The organism is Streptomyces sp. NPDC088252 (assembly GCF_044740965.1).
GTDB lineage: Bacteria > Actinomycetota > Actinomycetes > Streptomycetales > Streptomycetaceae > Streptomyces.
Genome location: NZ_JBIURS010000013.1, coordinates 43186 through 59407, shown reverse-complemented (window position 1 = coordinate 59407; position 16222 = coordinate 43186). Strand labels below are relative to the sequence as shown.

General features: G+C 70.8%; 11 protein-coding genes. 3 read left to right on the top strand and 8 right to left on the bottom strand.

All coding sequences use genetic code 11. The annotated features are described in order from the left end of the window. Nucleotides 1-277 precede the first annotated feature (277 nt). From ACIOHC_RS25610 to ACIOHC_RS25590, 5 genes are all read right to left on the bottom strand, one after another. Nucleotides 278-1390 carry a LacI family DNA-binding transcriptional regulator gene (locus ACIOHC_RS25610; protein ID WP_389637314.1) on the bottom strand — a complete coding sequence of 371 codons (1113 nt, stop codon included), beginning with the start codon at nt 1388-1390 and terminating at the stop codon, nt 278-280. Then, the gene (locus ACIOHC_RS25605; protein WP_351082851.1) at nt 1375-3081 is read right to left on the bottom strand and encodes a glycoside hydrolase family 13 protein; all 1707 of its coding nucleotides are present in this window, start codon (nt 3079-3081) and stop codon (nt 1375-1377) included. Before ACIOHC_RS25605 ends, ACIOHC_RS25610 begins: the two co-directional genes overlap by 16 nt. Nucleotides 3082-3263: 182 nt before the next feature. Continuing rightward, a complete protein-coding gene (locus ACIOHC_RS25600) occupies nt 3264-4157 on the bottom strand; it encodes a carbohydrate ABC transporter permease (protein WP_351082854.1) in 894 nt (297 codons plus the stop codon). Further along, on the bottom strand, nt 4154-5170 hold the full coding sequence (locus ACIOHC_RS25595; RefSeq protein ID WP_365688426.1) for a sugar ABC transporter permease: 1017 nt from the start codon (nt 5168-5170) through the stop codon (nt 4154-4156). Before ACIOHC_RS25595 ends, ACIOHC_RS25600 begins: the two co-directional genes overlap by 4 nt. Nucleotides 5171-5189: 19 nt before the next feature. Next, complete coding sequence (locus ACIOHC_RS25590; protein ID WP_351086481.1) at nt 5190-6464, bottom strand: extracellular solute-binding protein; 1275 nt, start codon at nt 6462-6464, stop codon at nt 5190-5192. Between the two features lie 357 nt (nt 6465-6821). Between ACIOHC_RS25590 and ACIOHC_RS25585 the strand changes: the two genes are divergently transcribed. Both ACIOHC_RS25585 and ACIOHC_RS25580 read left to right on the top strand, forming a co-directional pair. Then, nucleotides 6822-7889, top strand: a complete 1068-nt coding sequence (locus ACIOHC_RS25585; protein ID WP_351086479.1) for a LacI family DNA-binding transcriptional regulator — start codon at nt 6822-6824, stop codon at nt 7887-7889. Between the two features lie 168 nt (nt 7890-8057). Next, nucleotides 8058-8954: a phosphatase PAP2 family protein gene (locus tag ACIOHC_RS25580; RefSeq protein ID WP_389637335.1), complete on the top strand. Its 897-nt coding sequence runs from the start codon at nt 8058-8060 to the stop codon at nt 8952-8954. Between the two features lie 87 nt (nt 8955-9041). On the opposite strand, the gene ACIOHC_RS25575 is transcribed toward ACIOHC_RS25580, so the two are convergent. Both ACIOHC_RS25575 and ACIOHC_RS25570 read right to left on the bottom strand, forming a co-directional pair. Further along, nucleotides 9042-10640 carry an amidohydrolase gene (locus tag ACIOHC_RS25575; RefSeq protein WP_351086476.1) on the bottom strand — a complete coding sequence of 533 codons (1599 nt, stop codon included), beginning with the start codon at nt 10638-10640 and terminating at the stop codon, nt 9042-9044. Nucleotides 10641-10651: 11 nt separating this feature from the next. Continuing rightward, nucleotides 10652-12130 (bottom strand): APC family permease, encoded by a 1479-nt coding sequence (locus ACIOHC_RS25570; protein WP_351086474.1) that lies wholly within the window; start codon nt 12128-12130, stop codon nt 10652-10654. A gap of 150 nt (nt 12131-12280) precedes the next feature. On the opposite strand from ACIOHC_RS25570, the gene ACIOHC_RS25565 reads away from it, so the two are divergent. Next, on the top strand, nt 12281-12913 hold the full coding sequence (locus ACIOHC_RS25565; RefSeq protein WP_351086472.1) for a TetR/AcrR family transcriptional regulator C-terminal domain-containing protein: 633 nt from the start codon (nt 12281-12283) through the stop codon (nt 12911-12913). Nucleotides 12914-12964: 51 nt separating this feature from the next. On the opposite strand, the gene ACIOHC_RS25560 is transcribed toward ACIOHC_RS25565, so the two are convergent. Further along, nucleotides 12965-15955 (bottom strand): bifunctional [glutamine synthetase] adenylyltransferase/[glutamine synthetase]-adenylyl-L-tyrosine phosphorylase, encoded by a 2991-nt coding sequence (locus ACIOHC_RS25560; protein ID WP_351086470.1) that lies wholly within the window; start codon nt 15953-15955, stop codon nt 12965-12967. Nucleotides 15956-16222 lie beyond the last annotated feature (267 nt).

Below are 16222 nucleotides of genomic sequence, written 5' to 3'. Positions count from 1 at the left end.
CCTTTGGACACCGTCCGCTCACATCCGCGAGATCCAGCAGTTTTCTTTCTGCAAGGCCTTACGCAAAACATTGCAGCGCTGTTACGTTTCTCCCGACTCCGGTCCGGTCGGCCGGGGGTTCCGGCGACCCCGGACCCCACGCGCCCGGCCGGCCGGGCCGGTCACGGACAAGAGAGGCACCCGGAGTCGCTCACTCCCCGCCGGCCCATTCAGGGCCGACTCCCGGTGCCTCTCCTGTACGCCCGGATCGTGTACGCCCGGACACCCGGGCCGGGCCTCAGAGGCCGCGGACCGCCGCGGTGGATCCCCGCACCACCAGCTCCGGCTGGAACACGTACTCCGTGCGCTGCACGGGGCTGCCGCCGATCTCCTCCAGCAGGGCGCTCACCGCGGCCGCCGCCATCGCCTGTACGGGCTGACGCACCGTCGTCAGCGGCGGATCGGTGAACGCGATCAGCTGCGAGTCGTCGAAGCCCACCACCGACACGTCGCGCGGCACGTCGAGCCCGCGCTCCCGCGCCGCACGCACCACGCCCAGCGCCATCAGGTCACTGCCGCAGACGATGCCCGTGCACCCCAGGTCGAGCAGCGCACCGGCCGCGACCTGGCCGCCCTCGACACCGAACAGCGCGGAGCAGACGAGGAGTTCGGCCTCGGCGCGGCCCAGGCCCAGCAGGTTCACGGCGGCCTCGACGAAGCCCTCCCGCTTGCGACGGGACGGCACGTAGCGCTGTGGTCCGACGGCCAGGCCGACCCTGCGGTGGCCGAGTTCGGCGAGGTGCCCGACGGCCATCCTGACGGCGGCGGAGTCGTCGGGCGAGACGAACGGGGCGCTGATCCGTTCGTTGTAGCCGTTGATCAGGACGAACGGTACGCCGCGTTCGGTGAGCGCGGCGTACCGTGCGGGGTCGGTCGACAGGTCGGCGTGCAGCCCGGAGAGGAAGACGATCCCGCCCACGCCGCGTTCGACGAGCTGCTCGACGAGCTCGTCCTCGGTGGCGCCGCCGGGGGTCTGGGTGCAGAGCACCGGCGTGTAGCCGTGTCCGGCCAGTACCTGTTCGACGGACTGCGCGAAGGCCGGGAAGATCGGGTTGGTGAGTTCGGGCGTCACCAGTCCGATCAGCCCGGCGCTGCGCTGCCGCAGCCGTACGGGGCGTTCGTAGCCGAGGATGTCCAGCGCCGCGAGCACCCGCTGGCGCGTGGTGTCCGCGACGCCCGGCTTCCCGTTGAGCACCCGGCTGACGGTCGCCTCGCTGACCGCCGCCTGGCCGGCGATGTCCGAGAGTCTCGGCGCACCGCCGGTTCCAGGGCCCTTCTTCCGGAGGTTGCCGGGCTCGGCCCGATCCGGAGGAGAGGCCCTGGGCAGAGGAACCGTCACACCGTCCACCACACCGTGGTGTCCGCGGGCAGCTCGATCTCGGCGCCGTCGGTGACGACCGGGGTGCTGGACAGCAGGACGGTGCCGCGCACGGGGATGCGCACCGGGCGGCCCGTCGTGTTGACGGTGCAGACGAAGCCGGGGCGGGCGAAGATCAGCAGCCCCTCGGGGGCCTGGAGCCACTCCACCCCGGTCCCGGCGCCGAGCCCCGGGTGCTCCCGGCGGGCGGCGATCGCGGCCCGGTACAACTCCAGCGTGGAACCGGCGTCGCCGGTCTGCGCCTCGACGCTCAGCTCGCCCCAGCCGTCGGGCTGGGGCAGCCAGCTGCCGCCGCTGCCGAAGCCGTACGAGCTGCCGTCGCGGGTCCACGGGATCGGGACGCGGCAGCCGTCGCGGAAGCCGTCCTGGCCCTCCGCACGGAAGAACGACGGGTCCTGGCGGGCGTCGTCGGGCAGGTCGGTAACATCGGGCAGGCCGAGCTCCTCGCCCTGGTAGACGTACGCCGAGCCGGGCAGCGCCAGCATCAGCAGGGTGGCGGCGCGGGCGCGGCGCAGGCCCAGCCCACGATCGCCGGCGCTTCGGATCTGGGTGCCGAGGCCGGGCGGGTTGGCGAACCGGGTGGTGTGCCGGGTCACGTCGTGGTTGGACAGCACCCAGGTGGTGGGGGCTCCGACCGGCCGCATGGCGTCGAGCGAGCTGTCGACGACCTTGCGGAGCTCGGCGGCGTCCCAGGCGGTGGACAGGTACTGGAAGTTGAACGCCTGATGCATCTCGTCGGGGCGCACGTAGTTGGCGGTGCGCTCGACGGTCGGGGTCCAGGCCTCCGCGACGAGGATGCGCTCCGACGAAGGCCCCCCTTCGGGCCCCCTCTTCGCGGGGTACTCGTCGAGGATGGTGCGCCAGGAGCGGTAGATCTCGTGGACCCCGTCCTGGTCGAAGAACGGCATGACGTCGTTGCCGAGCAGCTTGAGCTGGTCGTGGGTGCCGAGGTCGGGCAGGCCCTCGGCCTTGACGAGGCCGTGGGCGACGTCGACCCGGAAGCCGTCGACGCCCATGTCGAGCCAGAAGCGCAGGATCGAGCGGAACTCGTCGGCGACGGCCGGGTGTTCCCAGTTGAAGTCGGGCTGCTCGGGCGCGAACAGGTGGAGGTACCAGTCGCCCGGGGTGCCGTCCGGGTTCGTGGTCCGCGTCCAGGCGGGGCCGCCGAAGATGGACTCCCAGTCGTTGGGCGGGAGTTCGCCGTCCTCGCCCTTGCCGGGGCGGAAGTGGTAGCGCTCGCGCAGCGCGGAGCCGGGGCCCTCGGCGAGGGCGCGCTTGAACCACTCGTGCTGGTCGGAGGAGTGGTTGGGCACCAGGTCCACAATGATCCGCAGACCCAGGTCGTGGGCGTCCCGGATCAGCGCGTCGGCGTCCAGCAGGGTGCCGAACATGGGGTCGATGGCACGGTAGTCGGCGACGTCGTAGCCCGCGTCGGCCTGCGGGGACGCGTAGAACGGGCTGAGCCAGACCGCGTCCACACCGAGGTCCTTGAGGTGCTGGAGTCTGCCGCGTACGCCTGCGAGATCGCCCATGCCGTCGCCGTTGCCGTCGGCGAAGCTCCGTGGATAGACCTGGTAGATCACCGCGTCCTGCCACCAGCCGGTCTGGTGGGCCGGAGCGTCGGCGGACGTGCCGGTGGAGGGGGCAGCGAGGTGCTGGGTCATGTCGTCCCTGGGGTGTCTGGGGTGGGGAGCGTCGCCGGACCGGGTCGGGATACCGGCGATCACCCCGGCACGGGGTCGGCCCGTGCCGGGGGGCGTGGTCGGTTGCGGTGGGGAAGGTGTTTCCCCGAGGTGCCGGCGGACGCCGTGACTTGGTGCGTGCGGGTCGTACGGGGCGGGCCGCGTCAGCCCTTGACGGCTCCGGCGGACATGCCGGTGACCAGATGGCGCTGGGCGAAGAGGAAGACGAGGGCCGCGGGTATCGCGATCAGCACGGACGCGGCGGTCATCGCTCCCCACTGGGCTCCGTACTGGTTGACGAAGAGCTGCAGTCCGCCCGCGAGGGTGAGGTTGTCCTCGCCGACCATGAAGGCGGAGGCGTACGCCACTTCGCCCCAGGCGGTGATGAAGGAGTAGAACGCGGTGACGGCGAGGCCGGGCTTGGCGAGCGGCAGGATGAGCCGCCAGAACGTGCCGAACGGGGTGAGGCCGTCGACCTGGCCCGACTCGTCGATCTCGCGCGGAATGGTGTCGAAGAAGCCCTTCATCATCCAGGCGCAGAAGGGCACCGAGATGGTGAGGTAGGTGATGACGAGGCCGGCGGGCTGATTCAGCAGCCCCATGCCGGCCATGATGTTGTAGATCGGCACGATGAGGACGGCGACCGGGAACATCTGGGTGATCAGCAGCGTCCACATCAGCCCGCGCTTGCCGGGGAACCGGAAGCGGCTGACGGCGTAGCCGGTGGAGGCGGAGACGATGACGCCGAGAAGTGTGGTGAGCCCCGCGATGAGCAGGGAGTTGCCGAACCAGGTGAGGAACTTCGTGTTCTGGATCAGGTTCGTGTAGTTCTGAGTCGTGGTCTCTTTGAAGAAGTCCGTGGTGGTCGCGTACGCGGCGGGCTTCAGCGAGGTGAGCAGGACCCACAGCACGGGGAAGACGGCGATCACGGATGCGACGATGAGCGTGAGGTGCAGCCCGACCGAGGCGATCGGCGAACGCTCGCCGCGCAGCCGGACCTTGCGCGCGGAATGCCGGGCGGGCGCCGCCGGGACGGTGGTTGCGGGGGCGGTGGTCACCAGTCGTCTCCCTGGGTGCGCAGGACGCGCCGGTACACGGCGGCGAAGATCAGCAGGAGTACGAGGATCAGCACGCCCCAGGTGGAGGACTGCGCGAAGTCGCGTGGGCTGATCTCGAAGGAGAACTTGTACGCCTGGGTGACCAGGATCTGGGTGGCCTCACCGGGTCCGCCGCGGGTCAGCAGGTAGATCACCGGGAACATGTTGAAGGTCCAGATGGTGGAGAGCAGGATCACCGTGGTGGAGACCGGCCGCAGTCCGGGCAGCGTGATGTGGCGGAACCGCTGCCAGGCGGTGGCGCCGTCCATCTCCGCGGCCTCGTAGTGCTCACTGGGGATCGACTGCAGTCCGCCGAGCAGGGCGACCATCATGAACGGCACGCCGAGCCAGACGTTGACGGCGATGACGGAGAGCTTCGCCCAGGTGGGATCGTTCAGCCACGGGACGGCGTCGATCCCGCCGCCGGAGAGGATCTTGTTGAGCAGCCCGCGGTCCTCGTTGTAGAGGAAGCGCCAGGCGAAGACGGAGACGAAGCCGGGGATGGCCCAGGGCAGGATGAGTGCCATCCGGTACGCGGAGCGGCCGGCGATCTTGCGGTTGAGGATGTTGGCGAGGGCCATGCCGAGGGAGAAGGTGATGGCCACGCAGGAGACCGTCCACACCAGGGTCCAGCCGAGCGTGCCGAGGAACTGCTCGCCCGTGAGCGCCTCGGTGTAGTTGTCCAGACCCACGAACTTGTACGTGGCGGGCATGTGGTTGACACCGATGGACCGGGCGACGTTGCGCTCGTTGGCGTCGGTCATCGACAGGTAGATGCCGCGGACCAGCGGATAGCCGATGATCACGCCGATCACGACGACGACCGGGGCGACCATGGTCCACGCGTACCAGTGGGTCGACAGGGCCCGCCGGAGCCTGCTCGGCGGCGGGGGGTTGCCAGTACCGCGGCTCCGGCCGCGGGCGACGTCGTCGCCCGCGGCCTTCGCCACCGACTGGCTGGTGTGGACAGCCATCAGCCGGCCTGCCTTCCTGTTACTTCCAGCCCTTGAGGAGCTTGCGGTAGGAGTCGCCGGTCGTCTTGACGGCCTTCTCCGGCGTGGTCTGGCCGGTGAGGACCTTGGTGTACTCGGTGACGAGCGGCGCGAAGAGGCTGCCGGTCTCCGGGATCCAGGGGCGCTCGACGGCGGTCTCGACGACGGGCTTGAAGAAGCCGACGATCTCGTTGTCGACGACGTCCTGCTTGGCGTAGGCGGAGGTACGGGTCGGCAGGAGGCTCAGCTCCTTGGTGACCTTGGCCTGGGTGTCCGCGGACGTCATGTAGTCGACGAACGCGTAGGAGGCGTCGAGGTTCTTGGAGCCCGCGTAGACGGCCAGGTTGTGACCGCCCTGCGGGGCGCCCTGCGCGGCGGAACCGGCCGGAACCGGGGCGATGCCCAGGTTGGCCTTGTCCTTGAACTCCTTGCCGGCGTATGTGTCGGCGACGGCCCACGGGCCGTTGATCATCATGGCGACCTTGCCGTCCTTGAAGGACGTCTGCATGTTCTCCCAGCCGTCCGTGGCATCGGTCTTGGCCGCACCGGAGTCGACGAGGTCCTTGACGACCTTCATCGCCTTGACGCCCTCGGGGTTGTCGATGGTGACGGACTTGGTGGAGGCGTCGACCATGTCGCCGCCCTCGCCGTACAGGAAGGAGAGGAACCAGTACGCGTCGTCGCCGCGCAGGTACATGCCGGTCTTGCCGGTCTTGTCCTTGATCTTCTTGGCGACGGTCTTCAGTTCGTCGACGGTCTCGGGGACCTCGACGCCTGCCTCCTTGAAGATCTTCTTGTTGTAGAAGATACCCATGGAGTCGATGACCTGCGGCACCGCGTACGTCTTGTCCTTGTACTTGGTGGACGCAGCGGCCTGCTTCAGGAAGTCGTCGGAATTCTTCAGCGCGGCGGTGCCGTCGAGCGGGGCCAGGTAGCCGAGGTCCGCGAACTCGGGGGTCCAGGCGACCTCGGAGCGGATGACGTCGGGAGCGTCGGAGCCGGACTGGGCCGCGTTCTTGAACTTGTTCTGCGCGTCGCCGAAGGGCACGTTGACGTACTTGACGTGGACCTTCGGGTGCTGCTTGGTGAAGTCCTCGGCGATCTTCTTGAAGACCTTGTCCTCGCTGCCCACGGTGGAGGTGTCCCACCACGTCACCGTGCCGGAGAGCTCGCCCGAGCTCTTGCTCGTGCCGTCGGACTCGCTGTCGCTGCCGCAGGCGGTCGCCGCGAGCGCCAGGGCCGCGACCAGGGCGGTGGCCGTTATGCCACGTCGCATCTGAACTCCTTCAACTGCCGTACCGCTCCGTCGCGGCGCCGGGTCGACGTGAACGTAACAAGGATGAAAGAACGCCGAAAGAGTTTGCGGAAGATTTCTGCAAGCTTCGGCGATCGTTACATTCGCGTGTCCTCACGGTTGCCGTCAAGCCTCTTGACGGGAGCCGTCGATCCCTGACAGGGGCAGGCCACAGCGCGTGAACCCGTGGTACGACGATCCGACCGCAGTCGGCAAACCGGGCCCGCAAGGCTTTGCAAGAAGTTGCCGCGGCACCCTCCCGGACCGGCGGTCGGTCGCGGCCGCCCGATTCCTGCGGATGGTGGGCAATCCGACATACGCCCGGTACAGTCCACTTCCATGACCGCACGGCTTGCCGATATCGCAACTCAGGCGGGGGTCAGCGAAGCGACGGTCAGCCGCGTACTGAACGGCAAGCCCGGTGTTGCAGCGGCCACCCGTGAATCCGTTCTCGCCGCGCTCGACGTTCTCGGCTACGAACGGCCGGTACGGCTGCGCAGGCGCAGCGCGGGGCTGGTCGGGCTGATCACGCCCGAGCTGGAGAACCCCATCTTCCCCGCGCTCGCCCAGGTCATCGGCCAGGCGCTGACCCGGCAGGGCTACACCCCGGTGCTGGCCACCCAGACCCCCGGCGGCTCCACCGAGGACGAGCTGACCGAGATGCTGGTCGACCGCGGCGTCTCGGGCATCATCTTCGTCTCCGGGCTGCACGCCGACACCTCGGCCGATATGCAGCGCTACGAGCAACTGCGCGCCCAGGGCGTCCCGTTCGTCCTGGTCAATGGCTTCTCCCCCAAGGTGCAGGCGCCGTTCATCTCACCGGACGACCGGGCCGCCATGCGGCTCGCGGTGACGCATCTGGTGTCGCTGGGCCATCAGCGGATCGGTCTGGCGGTCGGGCCCAAGCGATTCGTGCCGGTCCTGCGCAAGATCGAGGGCTTCCGTTCCACCGTGCAGGAGCAGTTGAACCTCGCTCCGGACGCGGTGGAGGAGCTGATCCAGCACTCGCTGTTCACTCTGGAGGGTGGTCAGGCCGCCGCGTCGGCGCTGATGGAGCGGGGCTGCACGGCGGTGGTGTGCGCGAGCGACATGATGGCGCTCGGTGCGATCAGGGCCGCCCGGCGGCTGTCGCTGGAGGTACCGCGCGACCTGTCGGTGGTCGGCTTCGACGACTCGCCGCTCATAGCGTTCACCGATCCGCCGCTCACCACGATCCGTCAGCCGGTGACGGCGATGGGCCAGGCCGCCGTCCGCACCCTCCTTGAGGAGATCGGCGGGACACCCGCTCCGCACAGCGAGTTCGTCTTCATGCCCGAGCTGGTCGTTCGCGGTTCAACGGCCGCGGGCCCCGGGCCCGCTCCGACCGCCGCAGCCGGAACCGTTCCAGGATCGCACGCCCGCTCCTAACCCGCAGTCCCGGCGCGGACTCCACTGGTTCCGGCGGTCAGATGTGCGGCCTGTTCCCGAGCGGCGGATGATCGGGTGGGAGGAACATTTCTGGCAGACTCTGTGCCTATGGGTGAATTGAGTGTGACGTCACAGGAAGGCCCGTCGGAGGCCACCCCGTCACCCATCGTGGACGAGGCGGCCTCTGCGGCTCACGCGAAGCGGAACGCCAGGCGGCGCGACAGCGGCCTGGCGAGACTGCGTTCCCTGCGATCCCCTCGCCGGCCGCGCATCTGGTTCGAAATCCTGCTCGTCGCGGCCAGTTACTGGGTGTACTCACTGGTGCGCAACGCCGTCCCGGAGCAGAAGGCCGAGGCCCTGCGCAACGCCGACCGGATCTGGTCGGTCGAGACCTATCTGGGCATCGCCGTGGAACAGACCGTCAACCACGCGGTGAATTCGGCGACATGGCTGATCGTGTCGATGAACTACTACTACGCGACGCTGCACTTCGTCGTCACCGTCTGCGTGCTGGTGTGGCTGTTCCACCGTCACCCCGGCCGGTACGCGGCGGCCCGGCTGGCCCTGTTCGCGACCACGGCCGTGGCGTTGCTCGGTTACTACCTGTTTCCACTCGCGCCGCCCCGCCTGATGAACGGCGGCCATTTCATCGACACCGTCCTGGCCCATCACACCTGGGGTTCGATGGCCTCGGGCAACTTCAAGAACATGTCGAACCAGTACGCGGCCATGCCCTCGATGCACATCGGCTGGTCGCTGTGGTGCGGCCTGACCGTCTTCGCACTGGTCTCCGCCCCCTGGGCCCGCGTCCTCGGCCTGCTCTACCCGGCGGTCACCCTGCTCGTGATCGTGTCGACGGCCAACCACTTCTGGCTGGACGCGCTGGGCGGCATGACGTGTCTGGTCCTCGGTTACGCGGTCGCATGCGCCTGGCACGGCTCGCTGCCGCACCATCTCCCGAAACGGGTGCCGCCGACACGGGGGAGGCTGCGGCCGGCCGGCCTGTCCACGGGCACGGCGGTCCGCACGCCGCGTCCGACGGCGGACGCGACGGCGCGCCGCTGAGAGCACCGGCCCGGCCCGCCCGAGGGCCGAGGCCGATACGGGGACCATCGGGGAGCAGGCGCCCGGCGGGCCCGCTCCCCCACCGCCTCACCCCTGGTGCACCACACGCCCCCCGCACACCGTGAGCCGCACCGGAGCCTCCCCCAGCTCGTCCGCCGGAGCGGCCACCGGGTCCACCCCGAGCGCCGTCAGGTCGGCCCGGTACCCCACGGCGATGCGCCCGGCGACCCGCTGCTCCCCGGCGGCGACCGCCGCGTGCGAGGTGCAGCCCTCCAGCGCCATCAGCCCGGTCAGCGCCTGCTCGGCGGTGACCGGTTCGGTGTCGGACGCCCCGGGCAGCCGGCGCAGCCGGGCCGTGGCCAGCACCTGCCGTACGTCGTAGTGGGCGATCGGCCAGTCCGAGCCCAGCGCCAGGTACGCCCCGGCGTCCCGCAGGTCCCGGCAGCGCCAGGCCCGCCCGGCCCGCTCGTCGCCGAGCCGCTTCGACCACTCGTCGGTGTGGTCGGCACGCGTGTACGCGGTGTGTGTGGGTTGCATGGAGGCGATCACCCCGAGTGAGGCGAACCTGGCCGCCAGACCGTTCGGCACGGTCTCGATGTGCTCGATGCGGTGGCGGAGCCGGCCGCTCTCCCCCAGCGCCTCCACCGTGTCCAGCACATGCCGGACGGCCGCGTCCCCGATGGCGTGCGTGGCGGTCCCCACCCCGGCACGGTGCAGATGGTGCACGGCCGCGGTGTACGCCGCCGGGTCCGGCCAGAACGCCTCGGTTCCCTCCCCGTGGCAGTCGGCGTGCTCCAGCCACGCGGTGCCGCCCTCGACGGTGCCGTCCATGAAGAACTTCACGCCGCCGACCCGCCAGAGCCGGCCCGCCTCGCTCTGCACCCGTACCAGCTCGTCCAGGGCCTCCTTGTCGGCGCCCGGCATGCACCAGGGGGCCAGCCGGAGCCGTACCGGCAGATCCGTCCGCTCCTCCACGCCGGCCAGCAGCTCGGGTACGGAACCGTCGCCGAGGTCCATCACATGGGCCCCCGTGAGGCCGGTGGCGGCCATTTCGGAGAGGAGTTCCACGAGCCGGCCGCGGCGCTCGGCGGACGAGGGCCTGGGCAGTCGTTCGGCGACCAGATCCATCGCGGCGTGCTCGACGAGATGGCCGGTGGGACGCCCGTCGGGGTCGCAGACGACGGCGGAGCGCTGGGCGAAGGCGCGGGGGCCCGTGATTCCGGCGCGTTCCAGGGCCGCGCCGCTGACCAGCGCGGAATGTCCGTCGTAGAGCCGGATGAAGGCGGGGGCGCCGCCGACGGCGTCCTCGATGAGGGCCCGGTCGACGGGCCGGCCGCCGAAGGCGTTGTGGTCCAGCCCCCAGGCGATGACCCAGCCCTCGGTCCGTTCGGCCCCCGCGAGTGCGGCGCGCAGCTGGTCGAGGTCGCGGACGGCGGTGAGGTCGGCGCCGTTGGCCATCTCCAGACCCCAGACGGGGTGGCTGTGCGCGTCGACCAGGCCGGGCGTCAGGGTGGCCCCCGCCAGGTCGATGCGCTCGGTGCCGGTACCGCGCCATTCGCGCAGCCCGGCCTCGTCGCCGACGGCGGTGATCACCCCGTCCTTGACCGCCACGGCGGTGGCCTCGGGCCGGGCCGGGTCGAGGGTGCGGACATGGGCTCCGGTGAGCAGGAGATCGGCTGCGGGCACGGTGGGACTCCTTAGACGGTGGTGGAGGCGGGCGTGGTGGGGTCGGAGACGGTCGCGGCCCCGTCCTCACCCGGCGGCGACGGCTCGGCCGCGAACCGGGCGTACACCTCGGGTCTGGTGCGCTTCAGCCGGTACGCGAGTCCGAGCCCGATCAGGAAGACCGCGGGCACCAGCGAGACGAGCACGACGTTCACACCGGTCGAGGCCCCGGAGAACAGATCGACGTTGTCCGTGACCAGGACGATCGCGGCGGCGAGCAGCACCGTCGCGACAACCGGCGCGACGACGGTGCGGAGCCTGCCCTCGCCGTGGTCGAACCGCCGGAAGTAGAGCGGCACGGCGATCGCGGCGAGCAGTTGCAGCGCCATCAGGCCGATCATTCCGGGGGTGTTGACCCAGAGCAGCAGTTGCGCGTACGGGTCGGCGCCGGCCGCCGCGAAGCCGATGACGATCACGGCGCCGAGCACGGACTGGGCCACACCGGCCACGTACGGGGAACGGTGCCGGGGGTGGACGCGGCCGAGGGCGGCGGGCAGCACCCCCTCCTCGGCGAGCGCGAGCCCGTACCGGTTGATGGCGTTGTGGAAGGCCAGCAGCGAGGCGAGCACGCTGGTGACGATGAGGACGTGCATCAGGTCCGCGGCCCAGCCGCCGACGTAGTGGGTGATCGCGGAGAAGAACAGCCCGCCCGGGTCGGTGGCGGCGGCCTTGACGACCTGGGCGTCGCCGAAGGCCTGGATGACGGTCCAGACGATGAACGAGTAGAAGAGCCCGAGGAACGCCACGGCGATGTAGGTGGCGCGCGGCACCGTACGGTCCGGGTCCCGCGCCTCGCGCCGGTAGATCACCGTGGACTCGAACCCGGTGAACGCGGCGAAGGCGCAGGCCAGTACGGCTGCCATGCCCGGTACGAAGACATGGCCGGCCGTGAACGAGGCGAGCGAGATCCCGTCGGCCCCGCCGTCCAGCAGCACACCGCCCGCGAGCAGCACGAGGATGCCGGTCTCGGCGACGAGCAGCACCCCGAGGACCTTGGCGCCGAAGTCGATGGAGCGGAAGCCGCCGTACCAGATGAGCAGCAGTCCGGCCAGGGAGACCGGCAGCCAGGGGATGTCGATGCCCCACAGGGCCTGGGCGGTGTCTGCGGTGGCCGAGCCGAGGAGCCCGTAGACGCCGATCTCCATGCCGTTGTAGCCGAGCATCGCCAGCAGGGCGGCGGCGATGCCGAGGGGACGGCCCATCCCTCGGGTGATGTACGCGTAGAACGCGCCTGCGCTGCGGACATGGCGGCTCATCGTGGTGAACCCGACGGCGAAGACCGCGAGGGTGATGCCCGCCAGCAGATAGCCGACGGGGGCGCCGATGCCGCCGAGCAGGATGGCGATGGGGGCGACCCCGGCCATCACCGTGAGCGGTGCGGCGGCCGAGACGACGAAGAAGGCGATGTCGGCGGTGCCGAGGGTGCCTCTCCTGAGGGTGGGCGCGGACATACGGAAGGAAGCCCTTCTGCGACGGGCGGGGCAGGGACCGGGAACCAGAAACCTAAAGGCTTTCGGTTTCGGCAATGTAACCTCGCCCACGGGTATCCGGGAAGACCTTTCAGCAGACTTGCCCGCAGGCATACGTCAGGAGAACGGCACATGGGACGGCCGCGCACGGCGCTGCTCGACCGGGAGCGCATCACCGCCACGGCGCTCGAAATCATCGATGAGCAGGGCGAGTTCAGCGTCCCGCAGATAGCCCGGCGACTCGGGGTGCAGACCGGGTCGGTCTACCACCATGTGGACGGAAGGGGTGGAGTCGTCGAGCTCGTCCGGGAGCGCGTCTGTTCGGCGATCGACTCCGCGACCCTCGACGCGGAACCGTGGGACGCGGCGATGACGGCCTGGGCCCGTTCCTACCGCGCCGCGTTCGCCGCCCACCCGCAGGCGATCCCGCTGCTGACGACGTCACCGGTGCGCGCCCCGAAGGTCCTGGAACAGTACGAGCGCGCGGCACGGCTGCTGCTGGGCGTCGGCTTCGCCATGGCCGAGGTGATGACGGTGATCACCGCCCTGGAGAACCTGGTCCTCGGCTCCGCGCTGGACCTGGCGGCGCCGGAGACGATGTGGGAACTGCCGGACGACAGCACGACACCCCGCCTCGCCGAGGCGCTGGCCGCGGTGGGGACGGGCCGGGCGGACGCGGCGTTCGAACTGGCGCTGGAGGCCTTCATCGGGCACTGCCGCGCCCTGCTGGACGAGGACACGTCAGCCCCGTCCGCCGCCGACTGAGGGCCCGCGCCTTCCGGGGCGCGGCCCTCGAAAGGCCCACGCAGTACGCCCTCACGCCCCGTAGAACCGCTCCTCCACCACCGCCCGCGCCCGTCGCGTGATCCGCCGGTAGTCGTCCAACATGTCCCCGACATGCCCCGGCTCATACCCCAAGTACCGCCCCACCGCGGTGAGTTCACGTGGTCCGGACGGAAACGTGTCGCCCGGCCGCCCCCGTACCAGCATCACCGCATTGCGGACGCGCGTCGCCAGCACCCAGGCCTCGTCCAGCGTCTGCGCGTCCTCGACCGGGATCAGCTCCGCCGCGCACGCCGCGGCCAGCGCCTCGCGGGTGCGTGTCGTCCGCAGCCCCGGTTCCACCCAGCCGTGCTGCATCTGCATCAGCTGGACCGTCCACTCGACATCGCTCAGCCCGCCGCGCCCCAGCTTCGTGTGGAGCGTCGGGTCCGCGCCGCGCGGCAGCCGTTCGGACTCCATCCGGGCCTTCAGACGGCGGATCTCGCGGATCGCGTCCTCCCCGAGACCCTCCATCGGGTAGCGCAGCGGATCGATCAATTCGATGAACCCACGGCCGAGTTCCTCGTCGCCCGCCACCGGTTCGGCGCGCAGCAGCGCCTGGCTCTCCCAGACCAGCGACCAGCGCCGGTAGTAGGCCTCGTACGAACGCAGCGTACGCACCAGGGGCCCGTTCTTGCCCTCCGGCCGCAGATCCGCGTCGATGATCAACGGCGGGTCGGCGGTGGGCAGTTGCAGCAGTCTCCGCACCTCGGCGACCACCGCGTTCGCGGCCTGCGCCGCCTCGTGCTCGTCCACGCCCTCGCGCGGTGAGTGGACGAACAGCACATCGGCGTCGGAGCCGTATCCGAGCTCGTGCCCGCCGAATCGGCCCATGCCGATGACGGCGAACCGAGTGGGCAGGGTGTCCCCCCACCGTTCGCGCACGGCGGCGCGCAGGGCGCCCGCGATCGTGACGGCGTTCAGATCGGTGACGGCGCCGCCGACCCGGTCGACGAGGGCCCCGGGATCCTCCTCGGCGGGGCTCTCCTCCGTACCGTACGAGCCGATGAGGTCCGCGGCCGTGGTCCGGAACAGTTCCCGCCGCCGCACTCCGCGCACCGCGGCGACGGCGGATTCGGCATCCTCCGCCCGCCCCACCGCGGCCAGCACCTCCTGTTCCAGGTGTTCCCGGCTGCGCGGTTTCAGTCCCTGCGGATCGCCGAGCAGAGCCACCGCCTCGGGGGCGCGCAGCAACAGATCGGGGGCGAGCCGGCCGGCCGACAGCACCCGGGCGAGATTCTCGGCGGCGGCGCCCTCGTCCCGCAGCAGCCGCAGGTACCAGGGGGTCTTGCCGAGCGCGTCGGACACCTTGCGGAAGCCCAGCAGTCCGGCGTCCGGGTCGGCGGAGTCCGCGAACCAGCCGAGCAGCACGGGCAGCAGGGTGCGCTGGATGGCGGCCTTGCGGGAGACCCCGGACGACAGTGCCTCCAGGTGCCGCAGCGCGGCGGCCGGGTCGGCGTATCCGAGGGCTTCGAGCCGGTGCCCGGCCGCCTGGGCGCTGAGCCGGGTCTCGCCGGGCGCGAGCTGGGCGACGGCATCGAGCAGCGGCCGGTAGAACAGCTTCTCGTGCAGCCGCCGCACCACGGAGGCGTGCCGCTTCCAGGCCTGGTTGAGCTCGGTGATCGGGTCCGTGCGCATCCCCAGGGAGCGCCCGAGCCGTCGCAGATCCCGCTCGTCCTCCGGGACCAGATGGGTACGGCGCAGCCGGTAGAGCTGGATCCGGTGCTCCATGGCGCGCAGGAAGCGGTACGCGTCGTCCAGTTGCGTGGCGTCCACGCGTCCCACGTAGCCGCCCGCGGCGAGTGCCCGAAGCGCCTCCAGGGTGGAGCCGCTGCGCAGCGTGGCGTCGCTGCGGCCGTGCACCAACTGGAGCAGCTGTACGGCGAATTCGACGTCCCGCAGCCCGCCGGGACCGAGCTTGATCTCGCGGTCGACGCGGTCGGCGGGGATGTTGTCGACGACGCGTCGGCGCATCTTCTGCACGTCGGCGACGAAGTTCTCGCGGTCCGCGGCCTGCCATACGAGCGGCGAGACGGCCTCGACGTACTCCGCGCCCAGTTCGGGATCGCCGGCCACCGGCCGGGCCTTGAGGAGCGCCTGGAACTCCCAGGTCTTGGCCCAGCGCTGGTAGTACGCGAGATGCGAGGACAGTGTCCGGACGAGGGGCCCGTTGCGGCCCTCGGGGCGGAGGTTGGCGTCGACGGGCCAGATGGTGCCCTCGACGGTCGTGTCGGAGCAGATCCGCATCATGTGTGCGGCCAGCCGGGTGGCGGCCGGCACGGCCGCGCTCTCCTCGACGCCGTCGGCCGGTTCCGCGACGAAGATGACGTCGACGTCGGAGACATAGTTCAGCTCGTGCCCGCCGCACTTGCCCATCGCGATGACGGCGAGCCGGCACAGGGCGGCGTCGCCGGGTACGGCCGTTCGGGCGATGGCGAGCGCCGCCCGCAGGGTCGCCGTGGCCAGATCGGCCAGTTCGGCGGCGGCCTCGGCGACGTCCGTCGTACCGCACACGTCGCGGGCCGCTATGGCCAGCAGGCACCGGCGGTAGGCGACGCGCAGCGAATCGGGGTCGTCGGCGCCGGCGAGCTCCTGCTCGAATTCGTGCACCCCGGGGTGCAGGTCGGTGGCCTCGTAGGTGACGAGCGCGTGCCAGTCGCGGGGGTGGCGGGCCAGATGGTCGCCGAGCGCCTCGGACGCCCCGAGCACTCCGAGCAGCCGGTCCCGCAGCGGTTTGGCGGTGACGAGGGTGTCCAGCAGGATCTGCCGCTCGTCCGGCTCCTCGGACTCCACCAGCCGGACGACCCCTTGCAGCGCCAGATCGGGGTCCGCGGTGGCACCGAGGGCGTCGAGCAGCACCGGATCGGAGCGTACGGACGACAGCACGGGCAGATCGAGGAGGCGCTCGGCGGCCGAGGGGTCGGTGAATCCGTGCCGCAGCAGTCGGGTGAACGTACTGCTCCTGCGTCCCGGCACCGTCGTCATTCCGCGCTCTCCTGCTCGCCGCCCACACACCATCCAGCGTTCCGAGCCTAACGGCCTGGCGCACGATGGAGAGCGGATCAGGGAGCGGTGTCATGCGGCTTCGGATCCCGAGGCGGAGGAGGGAGGCGACGCGGAGCGTCGTCGACCGACGACCACGCCGGAGGCGAAGTCGCATCGCTCCGGGAGCCCGCTCGCCAGCGTGCACCGGGCCGTAAGGGCTGTCCCGTGATCCTTGGCGGGCGCACGACGACAGCCACGGCACCTCGC

Coding starts and splice junctions, on each gene's coding strand:
- ACIOHC_RS25605 (WP_351082851.1), bottom strand. CDS start 3,081: ATGACCCAGCACCTCGCTGCCCCCTCCACCGGCACGTCCGCCGACGCT.
- ACIOHC_RS25560 (WP_351086470.1), bottom strand. CDS start 15,955: ATGACGACGGTGCCGGGACGCAGGAGCAGTACGTTCACCCGACTGCTG.
- ACIOHC_RS25570 (WP_351086474.1), bottom strand. CDS start 12,130: ATGTCCGCGCCCACCCTCAGGAGAGGCACCCTCGGCACCGCCGACATC.
- ACIOHC_RS25595 (WP_365688426.1), bottom strand. CDS start 5,170: ATGGCTGTCCACACCAGCCAGTCGGTGGCGAAGGCCGCGGGCGACGAC.
- ACIOHC_RS25565 (WP_351086472.1), top strand. CDS start 12,281: ATGGGACGGCCGCGCACGGCGCTGCTCGACCGGGAGCGCATCACCGCC.
- ACIOHC_RS25585 (WP_351086479.1), top strand. CDS start 6,822: ATGACCGCACGGCTTGCCGATATCGCAACTCAGGCGGGGGTCAGCGAA.
- ACIOHC_RS25590 (WP_351086481.1), bottom strand. CDS start 6,464: ATGCGACGTGGCATAACGGCCACCGCCCTGGTCGCGGCCCTGGCGCTC.